Genomic DNA, 16,996 nt, shown 5'->3' on the forward strand with positions numbered 1-16,996 from the left:
AAGCCCGTTTGGGTGGGCGCGAAGCCCCGCTTTACGACAGGTTGCCCGTCACTGCGGCCACGAAATCCGCGCCGCGCTCCTCGAAATTATCGTATTGGTCGAAGCTGGCGCAGGCGGGGGCGAGCAGGACGACCTCGCCGCTTTGCGCCTCGGCTGCTGCGCGGGCGACGGCGACGGCCATCGTGGTGCAAATCTCGGCATCAATTCCGGGCAATTGGCGGGCAAAATCTGTCGCTTCGCGCCCGATAACGTAAGCTTTTACGACGCGCCCAAGATGCGGATGCAAGGCGTCCAGCCCGCCTTCCTTTTGCAGCCCGCCGCAGATCCAGCGGATGCGATCGAAGGCTTGCAGCGCTTTGGCGGCACTATCGACGTTGGTGGCTTTGGAATCGTTGATGAAGCGGATGCCGTTTTCTTCAGCCACCAGTTGGCTGCGATGGGGAAGGCCCGGGTAGCTGTGCAGGGCGGCCTCGATTTGCCGTGGACCGATGCCGAGCGAACGGGCGGCGGCATAGGCGGCACATGCGTTTTGGTGGTTGTGCGTCCCCGGAAGGCCCGAAACGGCGCGTAAATCGACCGAAGCCATCTGACGGCCTTTCCGATACTCGGACAGGAAGCCTTTACGGGCAAAAACGCTCCAGCCTTCGCCGGCCAGTTTGCGATTGGCGGAGATGGAGATCAGGCGGTCATCGTGCAGCCCTTCGGAGAGTTGGTTGGCGAGGAATTGGCCCTCGACCTCATCAACGCCGATGATCGCGCGGTCGGGGCCACCTTCGGCAAAGAGCCGCCGTTTGGCGGCGAAGTAGCCGCCCTGCCCGCCGTGGCGCTCCAGATGATCGGGGGTGAGATTGGTAAAGACGGCGATATCAGGGGTGAGCGCGCGGGCGAGTTCGGTTTGATAGCTGGAAAGTTCGAGCACAATCACCTCGCCATCTTGCGGCGGGGTGATGGAAAGCACGCCGGTGCCGATATTGCCCGCGAGCTGGCTGGGGCGGCCGCATTCGAGGAGGATGTGGTGCAACAGCGCCGAGGTCGTGGATTTGCCATTGGAGCCGGTCACGGCGATGACCTTGGGCGGGCTGTCGAATGCGGCGAAGTCAGCGCTGCCGAAGGAGCGGAAGAACAGGCCGATGTCGTTATCGACGGGAATCCCTGCGAGAAGCGCCTGCGCAATCGCCGGATTGGGCGCGGGATAGAGATGCGGGATGCCGGGGGAAACGATCAGCGCGGCAACGCCATCCAGCGCACCGTCGCGGGAGAAGTCGCGCAAGGTGATGCCCTCCGCCTCGGCTTGGGCGCGGGCCGGTTGGCTATCGTCCCATGCCAGAACATTTGCGCCACCCGCAACGAGCGCGGCGATGGTCGCGCGCCCGGAGCGGCCCAACCCCAGAACGGCGACGGTCTGGTTTTCGAAGCCTTTGACAGCGATCACGGGGCAGTTCCTTTCGTCATCTCCGCGGCAGCGATGCGCGCGCGGGATCGTAGCAGGGTGAGGGCCTTTTCCGCCTGTGATGCGGGCACGAAGGCATGATCGTGATGATACGCCGCAACCATGTTGCACGGGATGCATGCCGCTGCCAAGGCGGTGGCAACGGCGGCGGTGAGGCCGACGCCATCAAGCGCGGAATGGACCGCAAGGGTAATCCGGCGCATGGGAAGGTCAGTGGCAAATCCGGCCTCTGAGGCAACGGCAATCGGCAGTATCAGGGTCTGGCCCTCGGCTTCGTTGAACGTGGCAAGGGCGCGGTCATGCAGCCGCGCGCCCGATGCAGCTTCTGCCACCGTGCAAAAAACATAAGCCTCAGGGTCCAGATGCGGTGACATTCCCGCGATCATGGCCTGTGTCTCCTGAACGGGGATTGGGGCCATTACCGAACCTTGAGCGTGGCCAATCCGATCATCGCGAGGATCAGCGAGATGATCCAGAACCGGATCACGATCTGCGGTTCTGCCCAGCCTTTCTTCTCGTAATGATGGTGGATCGGAGCCATCAGAAACACACGCTTGCCGGTGCGCTTGAAATAGAACACCTGAACGATCACCGAGAGCGCCTCGACCACGAAGAGGCCGCCGACGATGGCAAGAACGATCTCGTGCTTGGAGGCCACCGCGATTGCGCCCAGCGCGCCACCAAGGGCGAGCGAGCCAGTATCGCCCATGAACACTGCCGCAGGCGGGGCATTATACCACAAGAACCCCAAGCCGCCGCCGATCAACGCGGCGCAGAAGATCAGCAACTCGCCGGTATCGGGGACATAGTGCACATCGAGATATTCGGTGAAGTCGACGCGACCCACGGCATAGGCAATCACACCAAAGGTGCCCGCGGCGATCATCACTGGCATGATTGCCAGCCCGTCAAGGCCATCGGTGAGGTTCACCGCATTGGCCGCGCCAACGATAACGATAATGGAGAATGGTACGAACAAAACACCAAGGTTGATCAGCGTGTCTTTGAACACCGGCAGGGCGAGTTGGTTGGTCAGGTCGGCAGGATGCTGGCTCGCGGCCCAATAGGCTGCAATGCCCGCGATCACCACGCCGATCAGCAGCCGAACCTTGCCCGACACACCGGCAGAGCTTTGTTTGCTGACCTTCGCGTAATCATCGGCAAAGCCAATGGCGGCGTAGGAAAGGGTTACGAAAAGCACCATCCAAACGAAGTGATTATCGAGACGGCCCCAGAGCAATGTCGACGTTACCAGCGCGCCAACGATCAGCAATCCGCCCATCGTCGGCGTTCCCGCCTTTGACAAATGGCCTTCGGGGCCATCATCACGGATCGGTTGCCCCTTGCCCTGCCGACGCCGCAGCACGTTGATCAGCGGCGGGCCAAAAATGAACCCGAAGAGCAGCGCTGTGAAGAACGCGCCACCAGCGCGGAACGTGATGTAGCGAAAGAGGTTGAAAAAATCCCCGCCATCGGAGAGCGCCGTCAGCCAGTAGAGCATTTATTATCCTTCGCTGTCGCTTTGGGGGCTGCGTTGCCCCAATTTACGGATGGCGTCAACGATAAGGCTCACCCGCGACCCTTTGGAGCCTTTGACCAATACCACATCACCGGCATCGAGTCTCCGCAACACCTGCGCGGAAAGCGCATCGGCAGTTTCTGCCCAGAAGCCTTTTTGCTCGTCCGGCAGAACATCCCATAACGCCCGCATACGCGGCCCCGTGCAGTGCACGACGGAAACTGCGCGGAGAGATGGGTCATCGGCAACGGCCTTGTGCAACGCTCTCTCGTCTGCGCCAAGTTCAAGCATATCGCCCAGCACGGCGATGCGCCGCCCCTTCATCGTGCGCCCGACGCCATCACGCGGAACGCTGGCGGCCAATACCTCGAGCGCGGCGGCCAGAGATGTCGGGTTGGCGTTGAAAGCGTCGTCGATCAGCTCGAACCATTCGCCCGAACGGGCGGGATCGGTCACGATCCGTTCGCGGACCCCACGGCCGGCGGGCGGCTGCCACGATCCCAAATCCATGATTGCCTGCGCCGTATCGAGGCCCAGTGCCTGCCCGACGGCAAGACAGGCCAGCGCATTAAGGGCGAAATGGCGCCCCTCGCTGGCCACTTTGAAAAGAAGCGGTCCTTCAGGCGAGGAAGCACGCGCGATGGTTTGGCCATCACGAATGCGGGCATCATCAAGGTGGTAGTGGTTCTCGGCCTTGGTGCCGAAAGACAGGATACGGGCTTGTGCAGCCTGAGCGGCGGAAAACAGCAGCGGCGATGTTTCGAGATCACCATGCAGGACGGCGGTGCCATTTGGCTCCAGCCCCTCGCAGATGGAGCCCTTCTCTATGGCGATTCCTTCGAGCGCGCCGAAGGCCTCAAGATGCGCGGCGGCGACTGTCGTGACCATTGCAACATGGGGGCGGGCCATACGCGCAAGGGGCGCGATCTCGCCGGGGTGGTTCATGCCGATCTCAAGGATGGCGAACTCTGTCTCCGCAGGCATGCGGGCAAGCGTCAGCGGCACGCCCCAGTGATTGTTATAGGAGGCCTCCGCTGCGTGGGTGCGCCCCTGCCCTGCGCAGATGGCGCGGAGCATTTCTTTCGTCGAGGTTTTGCCGACAGAGCCAGTCACGGCGACGACTTTTGCCTGTGTGCGGGCGCGGGCCGCGCGACCGAGATCTTCCAGCGCGGCCAAGACATCGGGCACGATCAGCAGCGGCGCATCTGCTGGCACGTCATCGGGGCGGTGGGTCACAAGGGCGGCGGCGGCCCCTTTTTGCAAGGCTTGGGCGACGAATTCATGGCCATCGCGCGCGGCTTTCAGCGCGACGAAGAGATCACCCTTGGCGATGGTGCGGGTGTCGATCGAGACGCCGGTTGCCGCGAATGGCTGGGTGATCTCACCGCCTGTGGCGGCGGCGGCATCGGCGGCTGTCCATAGCGGGGCCATCAGAGCCGCCCGTCCAATGCCGCGACGGCAACGCTGGCCTGTTCGACGTCATCAAAGGGCAGTACATCGTCACCGATGATCTGGCCGGTTTCATGCCCTTTGCCCGCGATGAGGAGCGCGTCACCTGCCCCGAGCATATCAACGGCGCGCAGGATCGCTTCGGCGCGGTCGCCCGCTTCGGTGATCTTGGTCGGGTCGCTTGCGGCCTCAAGAGCGCCAGCGATAACGGCGGCGCGAATGGCGGCGGGGTCTTCGCTGCGGGGGTTGTCATCGGTGACGATCACCAGATCGGCGTGCTCTGCTGCGGCGCGGCCCATGAGCGGGCGCTTGCTGGTATCGCGGTCGCCGCCCGCGCCGACGATGGCGATCAAGCGGCCCATGACATGCGGGCGCATCGCCTGAAGCGCGGTGGAAACGGCATCGGGTGTATGGGCGTAATCGACGAACACCGCCGCGCCGTTTTCGCGGGTTGCGGCGAGCTGCATCCGGCCACGCACGGTTTGCAGGTAGGGCAAGGTATCGAACACCTCTGCCGGATCGCCACCAGCGGCGATGACCAGACCTGCGGCGAGGAGGGCATTTTCGGCCTGAAAGCCGCCGATCAGCTTGAGCCGCGCCATATGCGGGGCGCCTTGCCACTCGAACCGGATGTCCTGCCCCGTGGCATCGAACCGCTGCGCGGTCAGGCGGAGGCGGGCATCGGGCGCGCGGCCAACCCCGATGACCTCTTGCCCGTTGGCGGTGACGGTTTGCATCAAATCGCGGCCTTTTGGGTCATCAATATTGATCACGGCCACGCCCTCATCCGGCAGAAGGCGGGTAAAAAGCGCTGCCTTAGCCGCAAAATAAGCCTCGAAGGTTTTGTGATAATCGAGGTGATCCTGCGTGAAATTCGAGAACCCGGCAGCCGAGAGCATCACACCGTCAAGCCGCCGCTGATCGAGCCCGTGGCTGGAGGCTTCCATCGCAAGATGGGTGATACCGTTGGCGCGGGCTTCGGCCATCACGCTGTGCAGGGTGATTGGATCGGGGGTGGTATGGCGCAGGGGGTGGGTCCATGCGCCTTCGACGCCGGTGGTCCCGAGATTGACCGCGGCTTCGCCCATCTCGACCCAGATCTGGCGGCAGAAGGTGGCGACGGAGGTTTTGCCATTGGTGCCGGTGACAGCCACGAGATGCGCGGGATGCGGGCCGAACCAAAGCGCGGCGCAGTGGGCGAGCACCTGACGCACATCTTCGACGACCACGAGCGCAGCGGGACTTGCCTTTAGCACATCGGCCGCGAGGCGGGCGCCTTCGGCATCGGTGAGGATGGCGGCTGCCTCCATGCGCAGGGCATATTGGATGAACTCAGCGCCGTGGACCTGCGTACCGGGGAGCGCGGCGAAGAGGCTTCCGGGCTTGACGGTACGGCTGTCGATGGTGAGGCCGGTGATCTCGACATCCAGCCCGCCTTGGGCTTTGAGGCCGAGATCAGACAGCATCGCCGTTCGTGTGTGCCCTGCTGCGCTGCCGTTCATGTGCCTGCCCCCGAGATTCAGTTTGCGCTGAGTGATACACCTGTCAGCATGGGCTGCGCAATCTGTGGCCGCAGCCCCAGTAACGGCGCGATGCGGCGGATGATTTCACCAGCGACAGGAACGGCTGTCCAGCCTGCGGTGCGGCGCGGCTCGTCGCCAACGGTATCGACCGGAGAATCGAGCGTGGTGATCAGAACGTAGCGCGGTGCTTCGGCGGGAAACACCGCGGCAAATGTATTGAGGTTGCGATCTTCATAATAGCCGCCCGTGGGCTTGGGCTTATCGGCGGTGCCGGTTTTGCCACCGACGGCGTAGCCCTCGACCTCGGCGAAGGTGGCGGTGCCGCGCACGACGACCTGACGCAAAATATCGCGGGCAATGGCGGAGGTTTCTGCGCTGATCACGCGCGGGCCTGTTTGCGGCGCGGTGCGGCGCATGATCGTGGGCTCGACCAGCGTGCCGCCATTCACAATCGTCGCGTAGGCGGCCGCGAGATGCAGCGGCGAGGAGGACAACCCGTGACCGTAAGAAGTTGTCATCGTCACGATATCGGACCAATTGCTTTGCACCAAGGGGCGGCCGGTGGGAGCTTCGGCCAGTTCGACCGAGGTTGGCTCCAACAGCCCCAGCTCTGCGAGGAAGGCGCGCTGGCGCTCGGCGCCGATTTGCAGCGCTATCCGCGCGGTGCCGGTATTGGACGATTTGACTACGACATCCGTGACCGAAAGCTCTGGCCCGTAGTTGCGGTAGTCGCTGATCCGGTGGGGACCCCAGCGCATGGGCGTGGTCGTGTCGACTATTGTTTCAGGCGAAAAAAGGCCCAGTTCAATCGCCTGAGCGACGGTGAAGATCTTGAACACCGATCCAAGCTCGTAAACGCCCTGAACCGCGCGGTTGAAGATCGGGCTGTCAGCGGGATCGCCCTCAAGGGCCGGTCGTGGCCGGTTGTTGGGGTCAAAATCCGGGAGCGAGGCCATCGAGATCACCTCGCCCGTATGCACATCCATCAACACAGCGCTGGCGGCCCGGGCGTTCAGTAGTGACATCCCGCCTTCCAGCACCTGCTCGACGGCGGCCTGAACGGTCAGATCAACCGACAGTTCCAGCGGCGCACCTTCGTTGGCGGGATCGCGAAGATATGCATCGAAAGCACGCTCGACACCGGCGACGCCGATTACCTCGGCGGAATCGACGCCTTCGCGGCCATAGCCTGCGCCACCCAGAATATGTGCAGCGAGCCGACCGTTGGGATAGAGGCGCATTTCGCGTGGGCCAAAGAGCAAACCCGGATCACCGATGTCAAACACCGCCTGCATCTGCTCGGGGCTGATCTGACGCCGTAGCCAGAGGAACTTCCGCCCGCCGGTAAAGTCGGCATAGAGCTTATCGGCGTCCATTTCGGGGAAGATTGCGGCAAGCCCGTTGGCGGCAGCGCGCGGATCGACCATCTGCGGCGGCTGGGCGTAGAGCGAATGGATTTCGAGATTGGTCGCGAGGATGCGGCCATCGCGGTCGAGAATATCGGCGCGCTGGCTGATGATCGGGTTGCCGACATCCGCGGTGCGCGGCTCTTCCGGCACGGAGGCCGAAATGGTGCCCATGCGGACACCAATGGCAGAGAACGCGAGCAGGAAGCATGCCCCAAGCACCAGCAGGCGGCCCTCGGCGCGGCGGCGGGCGCGGTCTGCCATTTCCGCATGGCGCTGGCGCTTGTTTTCGGCCTCGATCTCATCAGGGTTTTGGCCGGTAGATCGCGCCCTGATAATCCGGGCAAGGGGGCGCAGGGGGGTGCGGATCATAGCGGCTCCTCCCCGTCAGGTGCGTTGCTGCTGGACAGTTCGATAGAGCGGACAATCGGATCAAGCGCCGCAGGCGGATAGGTGATCTGTTCGATCGTGCCGAAGTTTTGCGGACGAAGCGGCAGAAGGCCGAGGCGCTCGAAGTTCAGGTCGGCGAGATCGCGCAGCCGGTCGGGGCGGTTCAGATAGGCCCATTCGGCACGCAGAACGCGCAGCCTTGCGTGGGCCTCGCCGATTTCGCTGTGCAGTTTGCGGACCTCGCCGATTGTTTCTTGGGTACGGTAATTTTGCTGATAGGCCCAGAATCCCAGAACAATCACGATAACAGCCGACAAGACATAGAGAACTCCGCGCATTACGACCTTCCCTTCTTTTTCGGAATGGATTGCTGAGGCATGCCCAGCGCTGTGCGGTCGACCTCTTCGGCAGGCGCATCGGTGCGCCGCGCGACCCGCAGCCGCGCCGAACGGGCGCGGGGGTTTGCGGCCAGTTCGGTATCATCGGCGCTGACGGCTTTACGGGTTACGATCTCGAAGGCCGGTGTGTCTTTTTCCTGCTGCGGGGCGAAGCGGTTGGCATTGGCGGTGCGGCCTGCGCGGATCTGCATGAAGCGCTTGACCATGCGGTCCTCGACGGAGTGGAAGGTCACAACCGCAAGCAGCCCACCGGGGCGAAGAGCACGCTCAGCCGCCATCATGCCTGCGGCCAATTCGCCGTATTCATCGTTCACCGCGATGCGCAGCGCCTGAAAGGTGCGGGTCGCGGGGTGGCTTTGGCCCGGCTTGGGGCGCGGCAGGCAGGAGGAGACGACCTCTGCCAGATGCAGGGTGCGGGTGATCGGGCGAGCCGCGACGATGGCGCGGGCGATGCGACGGGAGGCGCGCTCTTCGCCGTAAAGATAGATAATATCAGCCAGCTCGCCCTCGGGCAGCTCATTAACCAGATCAGCAGCGGAGCGGCCCGACTGGCTCATCCGCATATCGAGGGGGCCGTCCTTCATGAAGGAGAAACCGCGCTCGGCAAGATCGAGCTGCATGGAGGAGACGCCGATATCGAGAACGACGCCATCGAGATCATGGCCGTACTCATCAAGGCGGGAGAAAGTGCCTTCGACCATTTCGAGGCGGTCGCCATATTCCGCAGCCCAGCCTGCGGCCATTTCGAAAGCGAGCGGGTCACGGTCCACCGCGATTACCTTTTCCGCCCCTGCGGCAAGGAGGGCGCGGGTATAGCCGCCGGCGCCGAAGGTGCCATCAAGCCAAGTGCCGGAGACAGGCGCGACCGCCTCTAGGAGCGGCCGCAGAAGGACAGGAATGTGAGGGGAGTTTGCGGCAGCAGATGACATTGGCTAGCTGCCCCCGCCCTGCCCCAGCAGGCTGAGCGGATCGAAATCGTCCGGCTGATCGGCAAGCCAATCGGAGAGCGACTGGCCAACGGTATCGCTGAAGGTTTCTGCTTTCCAAATCTCGAAATGATCGCCGACACCGGAAAAGTAGACCTCGCCCTCGGTCAGACCAAGCTTCTGGCGCTGGCGGATCGGCATAACCACACGGCCATCCTTATCGACATCCATGCGGATCGACTGACCAAGGATCAGGCGCGACAGGCGGGTCCGGTTCGGATCGCCAAGGGGCATGCCGGTGATGCGGTCGGCGATTTCCTGAAAACCGGCCACGGTATAGACGTGGAGCGTCTCTTTCAGGTGATCACCGTAAAGAAGGTAGAGGCGGACAGGGAGGCCATCGGTCCAGTCGGCGTCTCCGGCTTCGAGCACACGGCGAAAATCAGCCGGAATGGACATCCGACCTTTGCTGTCCACCTTCTGGACATATTCGCCTGTAAAACTCAGAACCACGCCAAGCGGCCCCTCTCCTGTTAATGCGCCCCTTTCGGGGCCTTGAACCGAAAGCGGCGGATCGAGCTGCTGCCACTGCTCAATCCGCCGCGCTCGTCCCTTACGGGAAGTCCGACTGCGCGCGCCACCTGGGGGGATGTCTGCTCGCTCGCGCGCCGGATCTCTTTCGTTCGGATGAAGCGGGTGCCTGTATGAAACCTGCTATTTTTTTCGCCGATGGGGTTCTTTTTTGCCCCCTTAATCGATGTCCTGCTTTATCCGATGAATTAGGGATGCCATGGGAATTCATGGTAATCAACAGAATATTTTGGGAATTCTGATGTTTACGAAGGTGCAGCAGTGAGACAAATTGAGAAAAGAGATGGTATTTGACGTAATTTGCAACTCATATTGTGCTCATATAAAAGTGAGACACTACATATTGTCACCTTTGTGACTGTTCAAAAAATTCCCAAAAAATCCCAATCAAACACAAGGCATTGAGAACATTAACAGAACATTAAGTTCGAACCCATTTCGAAACACTGAATTCCCATGAAATTCCGCGCGGGTTCAGGATGTGATTCGGAACTTGGAGGGATTTAGACCATGAAATCCCAGAGGCGACTTAATCGAGGTGTCGATACATCACGACAGCATCGACAAAACCTTCGCTCGGGTGGTGGAAAGCCTTGGGAAGACGGCCGACGGTGTCGAACCCGAGGCTCTCCCACAAATGCAGCGCAGCTTTATTCGTGGTGACAACGAAATTGAATTGCATTGCTTCGTAGCCCAGCGCGCGGGCCAGCGGCAGGGATTCGATGCACATTTGCCGTGCGATACCCTGCCCGCGGGCGCTCGGTGATGTGGCATAGCCGCAATTACAGACATGCGCGCCGCCACCCTGCTGGTTGGTGCGGATATAGAAGGTTCCGAGGATCGCACCGTCACGTTCGGCAACGTAAGGACGACCGGTCGTCATCCAGTAGCGCTCTGCATCCGCCTCGGAAATATCTGGGTCTATTGTGTAGGTATCGCCCGCGCGGAAGACAGGCGCGAGGATGGCCCAGATCGCCGGCCAATCGGCGGTTGTTGCCGGACGAATGGCGACGGGTGTCATCAAGCCATACCTGCCGCGACAAGACCCTTGGCCAGTTGCCGGTAAGCATCGGCCACCGGCCCTTCGCCCGTTGCGACGGGCGCACCGCTGTCGCCAGCGAGACGGGTATCAAGGTCAATCGGCAAAGCACCCAAGAGCGGCAGGCCAAGCGCCTCGGCCTCATGTGCGACGCCACCGTGACCGAAGATTTGTGTCTCCTCCCCGCAATGCGGACAATGGAATGTCGACATATTCTCGATCATGCCAAGAACCGGCGTGTTGAGCGTGCGGAACATATCGAGCGCCTTCCGGGCGTCTATCAGGGCCACGTCTTGCGGGGTCGAGACGACAATAGCGCCGGTCACATGCGCTTTTTGGCAGAGGGTCAGTTGCACATCGCCCGTACCGGGGGGCAGATCGACGAGAAGAACGTCCAGCTCGCCCCATTGCACCTGAGACAGCATTTGTTGCAGCGCGCCCATGAGCATCGGGCCGCGCCAGACAACGGCTTTTTCGGCGTCGACCATCAGGCCAATCGACATCACGGTGACGCCATGCGCGTGTAGCGGATTGATCAATTTACCGTCGGGCGATGAAGGCCGACCGGAGACACCCATCATCTTGGGCAATGACGGGCCATATATATCGGCGTCGAGAAGCCCGACGCGCCGCCCTTCACGCGCCAGCGCGACAGCGAGATTGGTGGAGACGGTGGACTTGCCCACACCTCCCTTACCGGACCCGATTGCAAGGATGCGATCCACACCCGCGACAGGCGCCGGGCCTGCTTGCGGCGTGGGGTGGCGGCCAACCTTCAGCGATGGCGGCGCACCCGCGCCACCGGAAGGCGCGGCGGCGGGCTTGGACGCAGCGGGCGCGCTATGGGCCGTGAGCACGACAGAAACCGACTCGACGCCGTGAATCGCCCGCACGATCTGCTCGGACAACTGGCGCACCGGCTCCATTTTGGCAGCCAGCTCCGGCGAGGGCGCCTCGATCACGAAGCGGACCACTCCACCCTCGATTGAGAGGGCGCGAACGAAGTCCCGCGAGACGAGCGTTCCACCATCGGGGAGCGCTACTTTTTCGAGTTCGGAGATCACGGTTTCGCGAGTGAGAGACATGGGAGACCCTTTTCAAACTGCCAGTTTTAAAGGCAAATATGCCTTATTTTCGTGAAATCACGGTTAAACGCCGCATGAATTGGCAGTGTGCTACCTGATTGTGTGGCCGCATGCCAGTTCCCATGCAATTGCTGCATAGCGGCATTGATAAAACGGTGGATTGTGCAATCGCAGCAAACGACTATTTCTCCTCTCAACGGCGCAAACGACAGCGCTAACAGTTTCAACCGGCCGGACACATCCGGCACCTGACGAAGAAGAGAAAGATATAGAAATGGCATACGCAAACGACATCCGCATCGCCTCTGGTTTCAACCTCGTTGAGCGCTTCGCTACGCTCCGTGCATCCATCGCAGACCGCCTCGCAAAGCGCGCTGTGTACCTGCGCACGCTGAACGAACTGGAAGCACTTAACGACCGTGATCTGGCCGATCTGGGCATCGCCCGCTCGAACATCCAGTCGCTGGCAAAAGAAGCCGCCTACGGCGTGTAATTCCCATCGGGGCGCAATCCTCCTCCTCCCTGATTGCGTCCTGACATATCGGACCGCTCCTCTCCTCCTACCTTGGAGCGGCCCGAATTAGCGGCGGTGGCGTCTTCCTCCTCCCTGACGCCACCGCCCGCACCAAAGAATTCGGCGCTCCGTCCTCCTCCCTTTGGGGCGCTGATGTTCTGGACCGGATGCCCCGCTCCTCCTCCCTAGGGGCATCCGGATACCGGAACGCAAATACGACGCATGGCAACCTCCTCCCTTAGCCCTGCGCCGTAAATCCGGGACGGCCTCCCTCCTCCTCCCTTGGGGGTCCGGCCCGACAACGAACGCGACGCACCCCTCCTCCTCCCTTGGGTGCTGCGACGTGCAAAAAGAACGGCGATGACCCTCCTCCTCCCTGGGTCGTCGCCGTTTTCGTTTGCGGGGCTTGCCCTTGCCGCGAAAAACGGAAATGCAAGCGCATCACGAGGGAGACTCCCATGCCGATAGAATTGCTGACCGCACTGATGGGCTTTGCTTTTGTCAGTTCCATCACGCCCGGGCCAAACAACATGATGCTGATGGCATCGGGGGCGAATTTTGGCGTGCGCCGGACCGTGCCGCATATGATGGGCGTGGGGCTTGGGCATTCGTTCATGATCGTGGTGCTGGGTGCGGGGCTGGTGCAGGTCTTCGAGACATACCCGCTGACGCTGACCGTGATGAAATGGGTATCGGTCGGGTATCTGCTGTACCTGTCATGGAAAATCGCCAATGCCGCGCCAAAAGCACCGGATGCGCCTGAAACCGGCGGGCAGCCGTTCACCTTCCTACAAGCTGCGGCGTTTCAGTGGGTGAATCCGAAGGGGTGGTTCATGGCATTGACGGCGATCAGTGCTTACACCGGCAACCAGACGATGCGGGAAGTGGTGATTGTGGCGGTGGTTTTTGTCTGCACCAACATCCCTTCGATCAGCTTCTGGACCGTGCTCGGGCAGCAGATGCGGAAGTTCCTGACATCGCCGGTACGGCTGAGGACATTTAACATCGTGATGGCGCTATTGTTGGTGGCGACACTGATCCCGATTTTGCGCGGACATTAGCGCAAGCGCGATTGAGCGTTGCCGTGCGCGGCAGATTGGGCCAAAACCATCGCCATGGCAAAAGACCTGAATTACTCCTGTACGGCCTGCGGCGCGACCTATTCGAAATGGTCGGGCAAGTGCGATGGCTGTGGGGCGTGGAACTCCATCATCGAAGATCAGCCGCTTGCCGCCGGGCCAGCCGCGAAATCGCTTGGCGCGAAGCGCGGGCGCAGTGTGGCGCTGACCGATCTGGCGACCGAAGAACCGGAACCGCCCCGCACGCTGGCGGGGGTCGAGGAGCTGGACCGCGTGCTGGGCGGCGGATTGGTGAAGGCATCGGCGTTGTTGCTGGGCGGCGATCCCGGAATCGGGAAATCGACGCTGCTGCTGCAAGCGGCGGCGCGGTTTGCGCGCAACGGGCTGAAGGTGATCTATTTCTCGGGCGAGGAATCGGTGAGCCAAGTGCAGATGCGGGCGCGGCGGCTGGGACTGACGAAAAGCCCCGTGCAATTGGCCTCGGCCACCAATCTGCGGGACATCCTCACCACGCTCGACAGCGAAAAACCTGACCTCGCGATCATCGACTCGATCCAAACGATGTGGGCCGACAATGTGGAAAGCGCGCCCGGCTCGGTGAGCCAAGTGCGGGCCTGCGCCCATGAGCTGACCAGTTTTGCCAAGCGGCAGGGTATTGCGATTGTCATGGTCGGGCATGTGACCAAGGAAGGCGCGATTGCGGGGCCGCGGGTGGTGGAGCATATGGTTGATACCGTGCTCTATTTCGAAGGCGAACGGGGCCATCAATTCCGCCTCTTGCGCGCGGTGAAGAACCGCTTTGGCCCCGCTGACGAGATCGGCGTGTTCGAGATGACCGGAAAAGGCTTGGTCGAGGTCAAGAATCCCTCTGCGCTGTTCCTGTCCGAGCGCGGCAAGCCCGCGCCGGGATCGGTGGTGTTTGCAGGGATCGAAGGCAGCCGCCCGATGTTGTGCGAATTTCAGGCGCTGGTCGCCCCCTCGCCCACCGCGCAACCGCGCCGCTCAGTCGTCGGCTGGGATGGCGGGCGCTTGGCGATGATCCTCGCCGTGCTGGATGCACGCTGCGGGGTCAGCTTTGCGGGGCTGGATGTTTACCTCAATGTGGCGGGCGGGCTGCGCATCTCCGATCCGGCAGCAGATTTGGCCGTCGCGGCGGCGCTGGTTTCGGCCAGAGAGGATGCCACGGTGCCGCCAGATTCGGTCATTATGGGTGAAATATCGCTCTCGGGAGGGCTTAGACCAGGCTCACAGACGGAAAACCGGTTGAAAGAAGCCCAAAAACTTGGTTTTTCCTCTGCAATCCTTCCGCAACTTCGCAAAGAGGTTACGGGAGCCGGGCTTTCTCTCCGCCAGATGGAGGACCTTCCGGGCTTTGTGGAAGAGGTTTTCGGCCCCGGACCGAGGGCGGCGCAAGAATAGGACAAGGGACAGGCATGGAAGGTTTCACCATAATTGACGGGGTTGTTGCGATCATTGTGATCGTTTCGGCGCTGCTGGCCTATTCCCGCGGGTTCATGCGCGAATTGCTGGCGATTGCAGGTTGGGGCGGTGCGGCCATTGTGGCGTTTCTTTACGCCGATCTTGCGCAACCGCTGGTCAAGCAGGTGCCGGTATTGGGTTCCTTCATCGGTGACAGTTGTGAATTGTCGATCATCGCCGCATTCGCGGGCGTGTTTGCCATCGCTTTGGTGATCTTCTCTATCTTCACGCCGCTTTTCTCGTCGCTCGTGCAGCGCTCAGCGCTCAGCGGGCTGGATCAAGGCGCGGGCTTCTTGTTCGGGGTGGTACGGGCGCTGATCCTCGTCGCGGTTGGCTTTTTCGTCTATGAGACGATTTTGGAGACGCAGGACTTTGCCATGATCGACGACAGCCGCGCGGCTGTGATCTTTGGCCAATTCACCGACCGCATCGCCGAACAAAATCCAGAAGCGGCTTTGGGCTGGATCACCACCCAATACGAGCAACTGGTCGGTGTTTGCAGCGCGTTCTAGACCCAACACGAGACTAAGCCGCCACGCCTGTGCATCCGCGCGATTTGCCGCGCATTGGACACGCAGAAAATATGATAGTTTCGTGACAGTCGCGGCTTGAACGACTATACGGGCCGCGACCGCTATCAATTGGATTCGGAGCCAGACCTCGTGTCCCATCAAATGCCGCCCGCCCATCCCTTCGACGATGATAAACTCAGAGAGGAATGCGGCGTTTTCGGCGCAATCGGTGTCTCTGACGCAGCCAACTTCATCGCCCTTGGCCTGCATGCCTTGCAGCACCGTGGGCAAGAAGCTGGCGGGATCGTTACCTATGATCCGGAGAGCGGATTTAACTCCGCGCGGCGCATGGGCTATGTGCGCGACAACTTCACCAGTCATGAGGTGATGCAGACCCTGCCGGGGAGCCTTGGTATCGGGCATGTGCGCTACTCCACCGCCGGATCAAAGGGGCAGACAGCGATCCGCGATGTGCAGCCGTTTTTCGGCGAGTTTGCGATGGGTGGCGCGGCGATCGCGCATAATGGCAACATCACCAATGCGGACGCACTGCGCCGTGAGCTGATCGAGCGCGGCTCGATCTTCCAGTCCTCGTCAGATAGCGAATGCATCATTCACCTGATGGCGCGGTCGATGGGGCGGAATATCCCCGACCGGATGGAAGAAGCGCTGCGCAAGGTCGAAGGCGCGTTCTCCGTCGTAGCGATGACCCGCACCAAGCTGATCGGCGTGCGCGACCCGCTGGGCGTGCGGCCGCTGGTGCTGGGCAAAGTGGGTGACGGATGGGCGCTGGCATCGGAAACCTGTGCGCTCGACATCATCGGTGCCGAATTCGTGCGCGAGATCGAACCGGGCGAGATGGTGGTGATCAACGCCGAAAAAGGTGTGCAGAGCCATTTCCCCTTCCGCCCGCAGAAATCGCGTTTCTGCATCTTTGAGCATGTCTATTTCTCCCGCCCCGACTCGATCCTCGGCGGGCGTTCGGTTTATGAAACGCGCGAAAACATCGGGCGCGAGTTGGCGAAAGAAGCGCCGGTTGACGCGGATGTGGTCTGCCCCGTGCCGGACAGCGGCACACCTGCCGCGATTGGCTATAGCCTGCAATCGGGCATCCCCTACGCGATGGGGATTATCCGCAACCAATACATGGGCCGAACCTTCATCGAACCGACCGAGCAGATCCGCAATATGGGTGTGCGCCTGAAGCTGAACGTCAACCGTGCGCTGATCCGTGGCAAGCGGGTGATCCTCGTGGATGACTCGGTGGTGCGCGGCACGACCAGCCGCAAGATCAAGGAAATGATCCTTGATGCCGGTGCGGCGGAGGTGCATTTCCGCATTGCGTCACCGCCGACGGCTTGGCCGTGCTTCTATGGCGTGGACACGCCGCAGCGCGAGAAGCTCCTTGCCGCGACGATGAGCGAAGAGGAAATGACCAAGCATCTGGGTGTGAACAGTTTGAAGTTCATCTCGCTCGACGGGTTGTACCGTGCGGTGGGCGAGGCTGGTGGCCGCGACCCGAAAGCGCCGCGCTACTGTGATGCTTGTTTCTCGGGTGAATATCCGGTTGCGCCGAGCGATATGATTGAGAAGGGATTCGAGCTGAAAGCCGTGGGATAAAGCGCCACTACGCTTG

The 16,996-nt window shown here is 61.7% G+C and carries 16 protein-coding genes; 5 read left to right on the forward strand and 11 right to left on the reverse strand.

The features are described 5' to 3' along the window. Positions 1–31: 31 nt before the first annotated feature. The 11 genes from murD to AB1E42_RS10370 all read right to left on the reverse strand — a co-directional run bounded on the left by murD (position 32) and on the right by AB1E42_RS10370 (position 11,776). Positions 32–1,432: a UDP-N-acetylmuramoyl-L-alanine--D-glutamate ligase gene (gene murD / locus AB1E42_RS10320; protein WP_368344159.1), complete on the reverse strand. Its 1,401-nt coding sequence runs from the start codon at positions 1,430–1,432 to the stop codon at positions 32–34. Further along, on the reverse strand, positions 1,429–1,869 hold the full coding sequence (locus tag AB1E42_RS10325) for an ACT domain-containing protein (protein ID WP_368344160.1): 441 nt from the start codon (positions 1,867–1,869) through the stop codon (positions 1,429–1,431). Before AB1E42_RS10325 ends, murD begins: the two co-directional genes overlap by 4 nt. Further along, on the reverse strand, positions 1,869–2,951 hold the full coding sequence (gene mraY, locus AB1E42_RS10330) for a phospho-N-acetylmuramoyl-pentapeptide-transferase (RefSeq protein WP_368344161.1): 1,083 nt from the start codon (positions 2,949–2,951) through the stop codon (positions 1,869–1,871). Before mraY ends, AB1E42_RS10325 begins: the two co-directional genes overlap by 1 nt. A 3-nt stretch (positions 2,952–2,954) precedes the next feature. Next, positions 2,955–4,400 (reverse strand): UDP-N-acetylmuramoyl-tripeptide--D-alanyl-D-alanine ligase, encoded by a 1,446-nt coding sequence (murF, locus tag AB1E42_RS10335; RefSeq protein WP_368344162.1) that lies wholly within the window; start codon positions 4,398–4,400, stop codon positions 2,955–2,957. Next, complete coding sequence (locus AB1E42_RS10340; RefSeq protein ID WP_368344163.1) at positions 4,400–5,920, reverse strand: UDP-N-acetylmuramoyl-L-alanyl-D-glutamate--2,6-diaminopimelate ligase; 1,521 nt, start codon at positions 5,918–5,920, stop codon at positions 4,400–4,402. Before AB1E42_RS10340 ends, murF begins: the two co-directional genes overlap by 1 nt. 17 nt (positions 5,921–5,937) lie before the next feature. After that, positions 5,938–7,719 carry a peptidoglycan D,D-transpeptidase FtsI family protein gene (locus AB1E42_RS10345; protein WP_368344164.1) on the reverse strand — a complete coding sequence of 594 codons (1,782 nt, stop codon included), beginning with the start codon at positions 7,717–7,719 and terminating at the stop codon, positions 5,938–5,940. Beyond that, the gene (locus AB1E42_RS10350) at positions 7,716–8,075 is read right to left on the reverse strand and encodes a cell division protein FtsL (RefSeq protein WP_368344165.1); all 360 of its coding nucleotides are present in this window, start codon (positions 8,073–8,075) and stop codon (positions 7,716–7,718) included. Before AB1E42_RS10350 ends, AB1E42_RS10345 begins: the two co-directional genes overlap by 4 nt. Further along, the gene (gene rsmH, locus AB1E42_RS10355; RefSeq protein WP_368344166.1) at positions 8,075–9,064 is read right to left on the reverse strand and encodes a 16S rRNA (cytosine(1402)-N(4))-methyltransferase RsmH; all 990 of its coding nucleotides are present in this window, start codon (positions 9,062–9,064) and stop codon (positions 8,075–8,077) included. Before rsmH ends, AB1E42_RS10350 begins: the two co-directional genes overlap by 1 nt. A 3-nt stretch (positions 9,065–9,067) precedes the next feature. Continuing rightward, a complete protein-coding gene (locus AB1E42_RS10360; protein WP_368344167.1) occupies positions 9,068–9,574 on the reverse strand; it encodes a division/cell wall cluster transcriptional repressor MraZ in 507 nt (168 codons plus the stop codon). Positions 9,575–10,181: 607 nt separating this feature from the next. Further along, positions 10,182–10,673 carry an N-acetyltransferase family protein gene (locus tag AB1E42_RS10365; RefSeq protein WP_368344168.1) on the reverse strand — a complete coding sequence of 164 codons (492 nt, stop codon included), beginning with the start codon at positions 10,671–10,673 and terminating at the stop codon, positions 10,182–10,184. After that, on the reverse strand, positions 10,673–11,776 hold the full coding sequence (locus AB1E42_RS10370) for a P-loop NTPase (protein WP_368344169.1): 1,104 nt from the start codon (positions 11,774–11,776) through the stop codon (positions 10,673–10,675). The genes AB1E42_RS10365 and AB1E42_RS10370 overlap by 1 nt, the downstream gene beginning before the upstream one ends. Before the next feature lie 274 nt (positions 11,777–12,050). Here AB1E42_RS10370 and AB1E42_RS10375 point away from each other — a divergent pair, with 274 nt between their 5' ends. From AB1E42_RS10375 to purF, 5 genes are all read left to right on the forward strand, one after another. Beyond that, a complete protein-coding gene (locus AB1E42_RS10375; protein ID WP_368344170.1) occupies positions 12,051–12,269 on the forward strand; it encodes a DUF1127 domain-containing protein in 219 nt (72 codons plus the stop codon). A gap of 479 nt (positions 12,270–12,748) precedes the next feature. Beyond that, on the forward strand, positions 12,749–13,351 hold the full coding sequence (locus AB1E42_RS10380) for a LysE family translocator (protein WP_368344171.1): 603 nt from the start codon (positions 12,749–12,751) through the stop codon (positions 13,349–13,351). A gap of 54 nt (positions 13,352–13,405) precedes the next feature. After that, positions 13,406–14,788, forward strand: coding sequence for a DNA repair protein RadA (gene radA, locus AB1E42_RS10385; protein WP_368344172.1), 1,383 nt, complete (start codon positions 13,406–13,408; stop codon positions 14,786–14,788). Positions 14,789–14,802: 14 nt separating this feature from the next. Continuing rightward, positions 14,803–15,360: a CvpA family protein gene (locus AB1E42_RS10390; protein ID WP_368344173.1), complete on the forward strand. Its 558-nt coding sequence runs from the start codon at positions 14,803–14,805 to the stop codon at positions 15,358–15,360. A gap of 162 nt (positions 15,361–15,522) precedes the next feature. Then, positions 15,523–16,980 carry an amidophosphoribosyltransferase gene (gene purF, locus AB1E42_RS10395; protein ID WP_368346411.1) on the forward strand — a complete coding sequence of 486 codons (1,458 nt, stop codon included), beginning with the start codon at positions 15,523–15,525 and terminating at the stop codon, positions 16,978–16,980. Positions 16,981–16,996: the final 16 nt, after the last annotated feature.

Source organism: Pelagovum sp. HNIBRBA483 (genome assembly GCF_040931995.1).
GTDB lineage: Bacteria > Pseudomonadota > Alphaproteobacteria > Rhodobacterales > Rhodobacteraceae > JAEPMR01.

What these genes read in the sequence shown, in the direction of transcription:
- purF (WP_368346411.1), top strand. Translation starts at nt 15,523, where the DNA reads ATGCCGCCCGCCCATCCCTTCGACGATGATAAACTCAGAGAGGAATGC.
- AB1E42_RS10350 (WP_368344165.1), bottom strand. Translation starts at nt 8,075, where the DNA reads ATGCGCGGAGTTCTCTATGTCTTGTCGGCTGTTATCGTGATTGTTCTG.
- murF (WP_368344162.1), bottom strand. Translation starts at nt 4,400, where the DNA reads ATGGCCCCGCTATGGACAGCCGCCGATGCCGCCGCCGCCACAGGCGGT.
- mraY (WP_368344161.1), bottom strand. Translation starts at nt 2,951, where the DNA reads ATGCTCTACTGGCTGACGGCGCTCTCCGATGGCGGGGATTTTTTCAAC.
- rsmH (WP_368344166.1), bottom strand. Translation starts at nt 9,064, where the DNA reads ATGTCATCTGCTGCCGCAAACTCCCCTCACATTCCTGTCCTTCTGCGG.
- AB1E42_RS10380 (WP_368344171.1), top strand. Translation starts at nt 12,749, where the DNA reads ATGCCGATAGAATTGCTGACCGCACTGATGGGCTTTGCTTTTGTCAGT.
- AB1E42_RS10340 (WP_368344163.1), bottom strand. Translation starts at nt 5,920, where the DNA reads ATGAACGGCAGCGCAGCAGGGCACACACGAACGGCGATGCTGTCTGAT.
- AB1E42_RS10365 (WP_368344168.1), bottom strand. Translation starts at nt 10,673, where the DNA reads ATGACACCCGTCGCCATTCGTCCGGCAACAACCGCCGATTGGCCGGCG.
- AB1E42_RS10375 (WP_368344170.1), top strand. Translation starts at nt 12,051, where the DNA reads ATGGCATACGCAAACGACATCCGCATCGCCTCTGGTTTCAACCTCGTT.
- AB1E42_RS10345 (WP_368344164.1), bottom strand. Translation starts at nt 7,719, where the DNA reads ATGATCCGCACCCCCCTGCGCCCCCTTGCCCGGATTATCAGGGCGCGA.
- radA (WP_368344172.1), top strand. Translation starts at nt 13,406, where the DNA reads ATGGCAAAAGACCTGAATTACTCCTGTACGGCCTGCGGCGCGACCTAT.
- AB1E42_RS10325 (WP_368344160.1), bottom strand. Translation starts at nt 1,869, where the DNA reads ATGGCCCCAATCCCCGTTCAGGAGACACAGGCCATGATCGCGGGAATG.
- AB1E42_RS10370 (WP_368344169.1), bottom strand. Translation starts at nt 11,776, where the DNA reads ATGTCTCTCACTCGCGAAACCGTGATCTCCGAACTCGAAAAAGTAGCG.
- AB1E42_RS10390 (WP_368344173.1), top strand. Translation starts at nt 14,803, where the DNA reads ATGGAAGGTTTCACCATAATTGACGGGGTTGTTGCGATCATTGTGATC.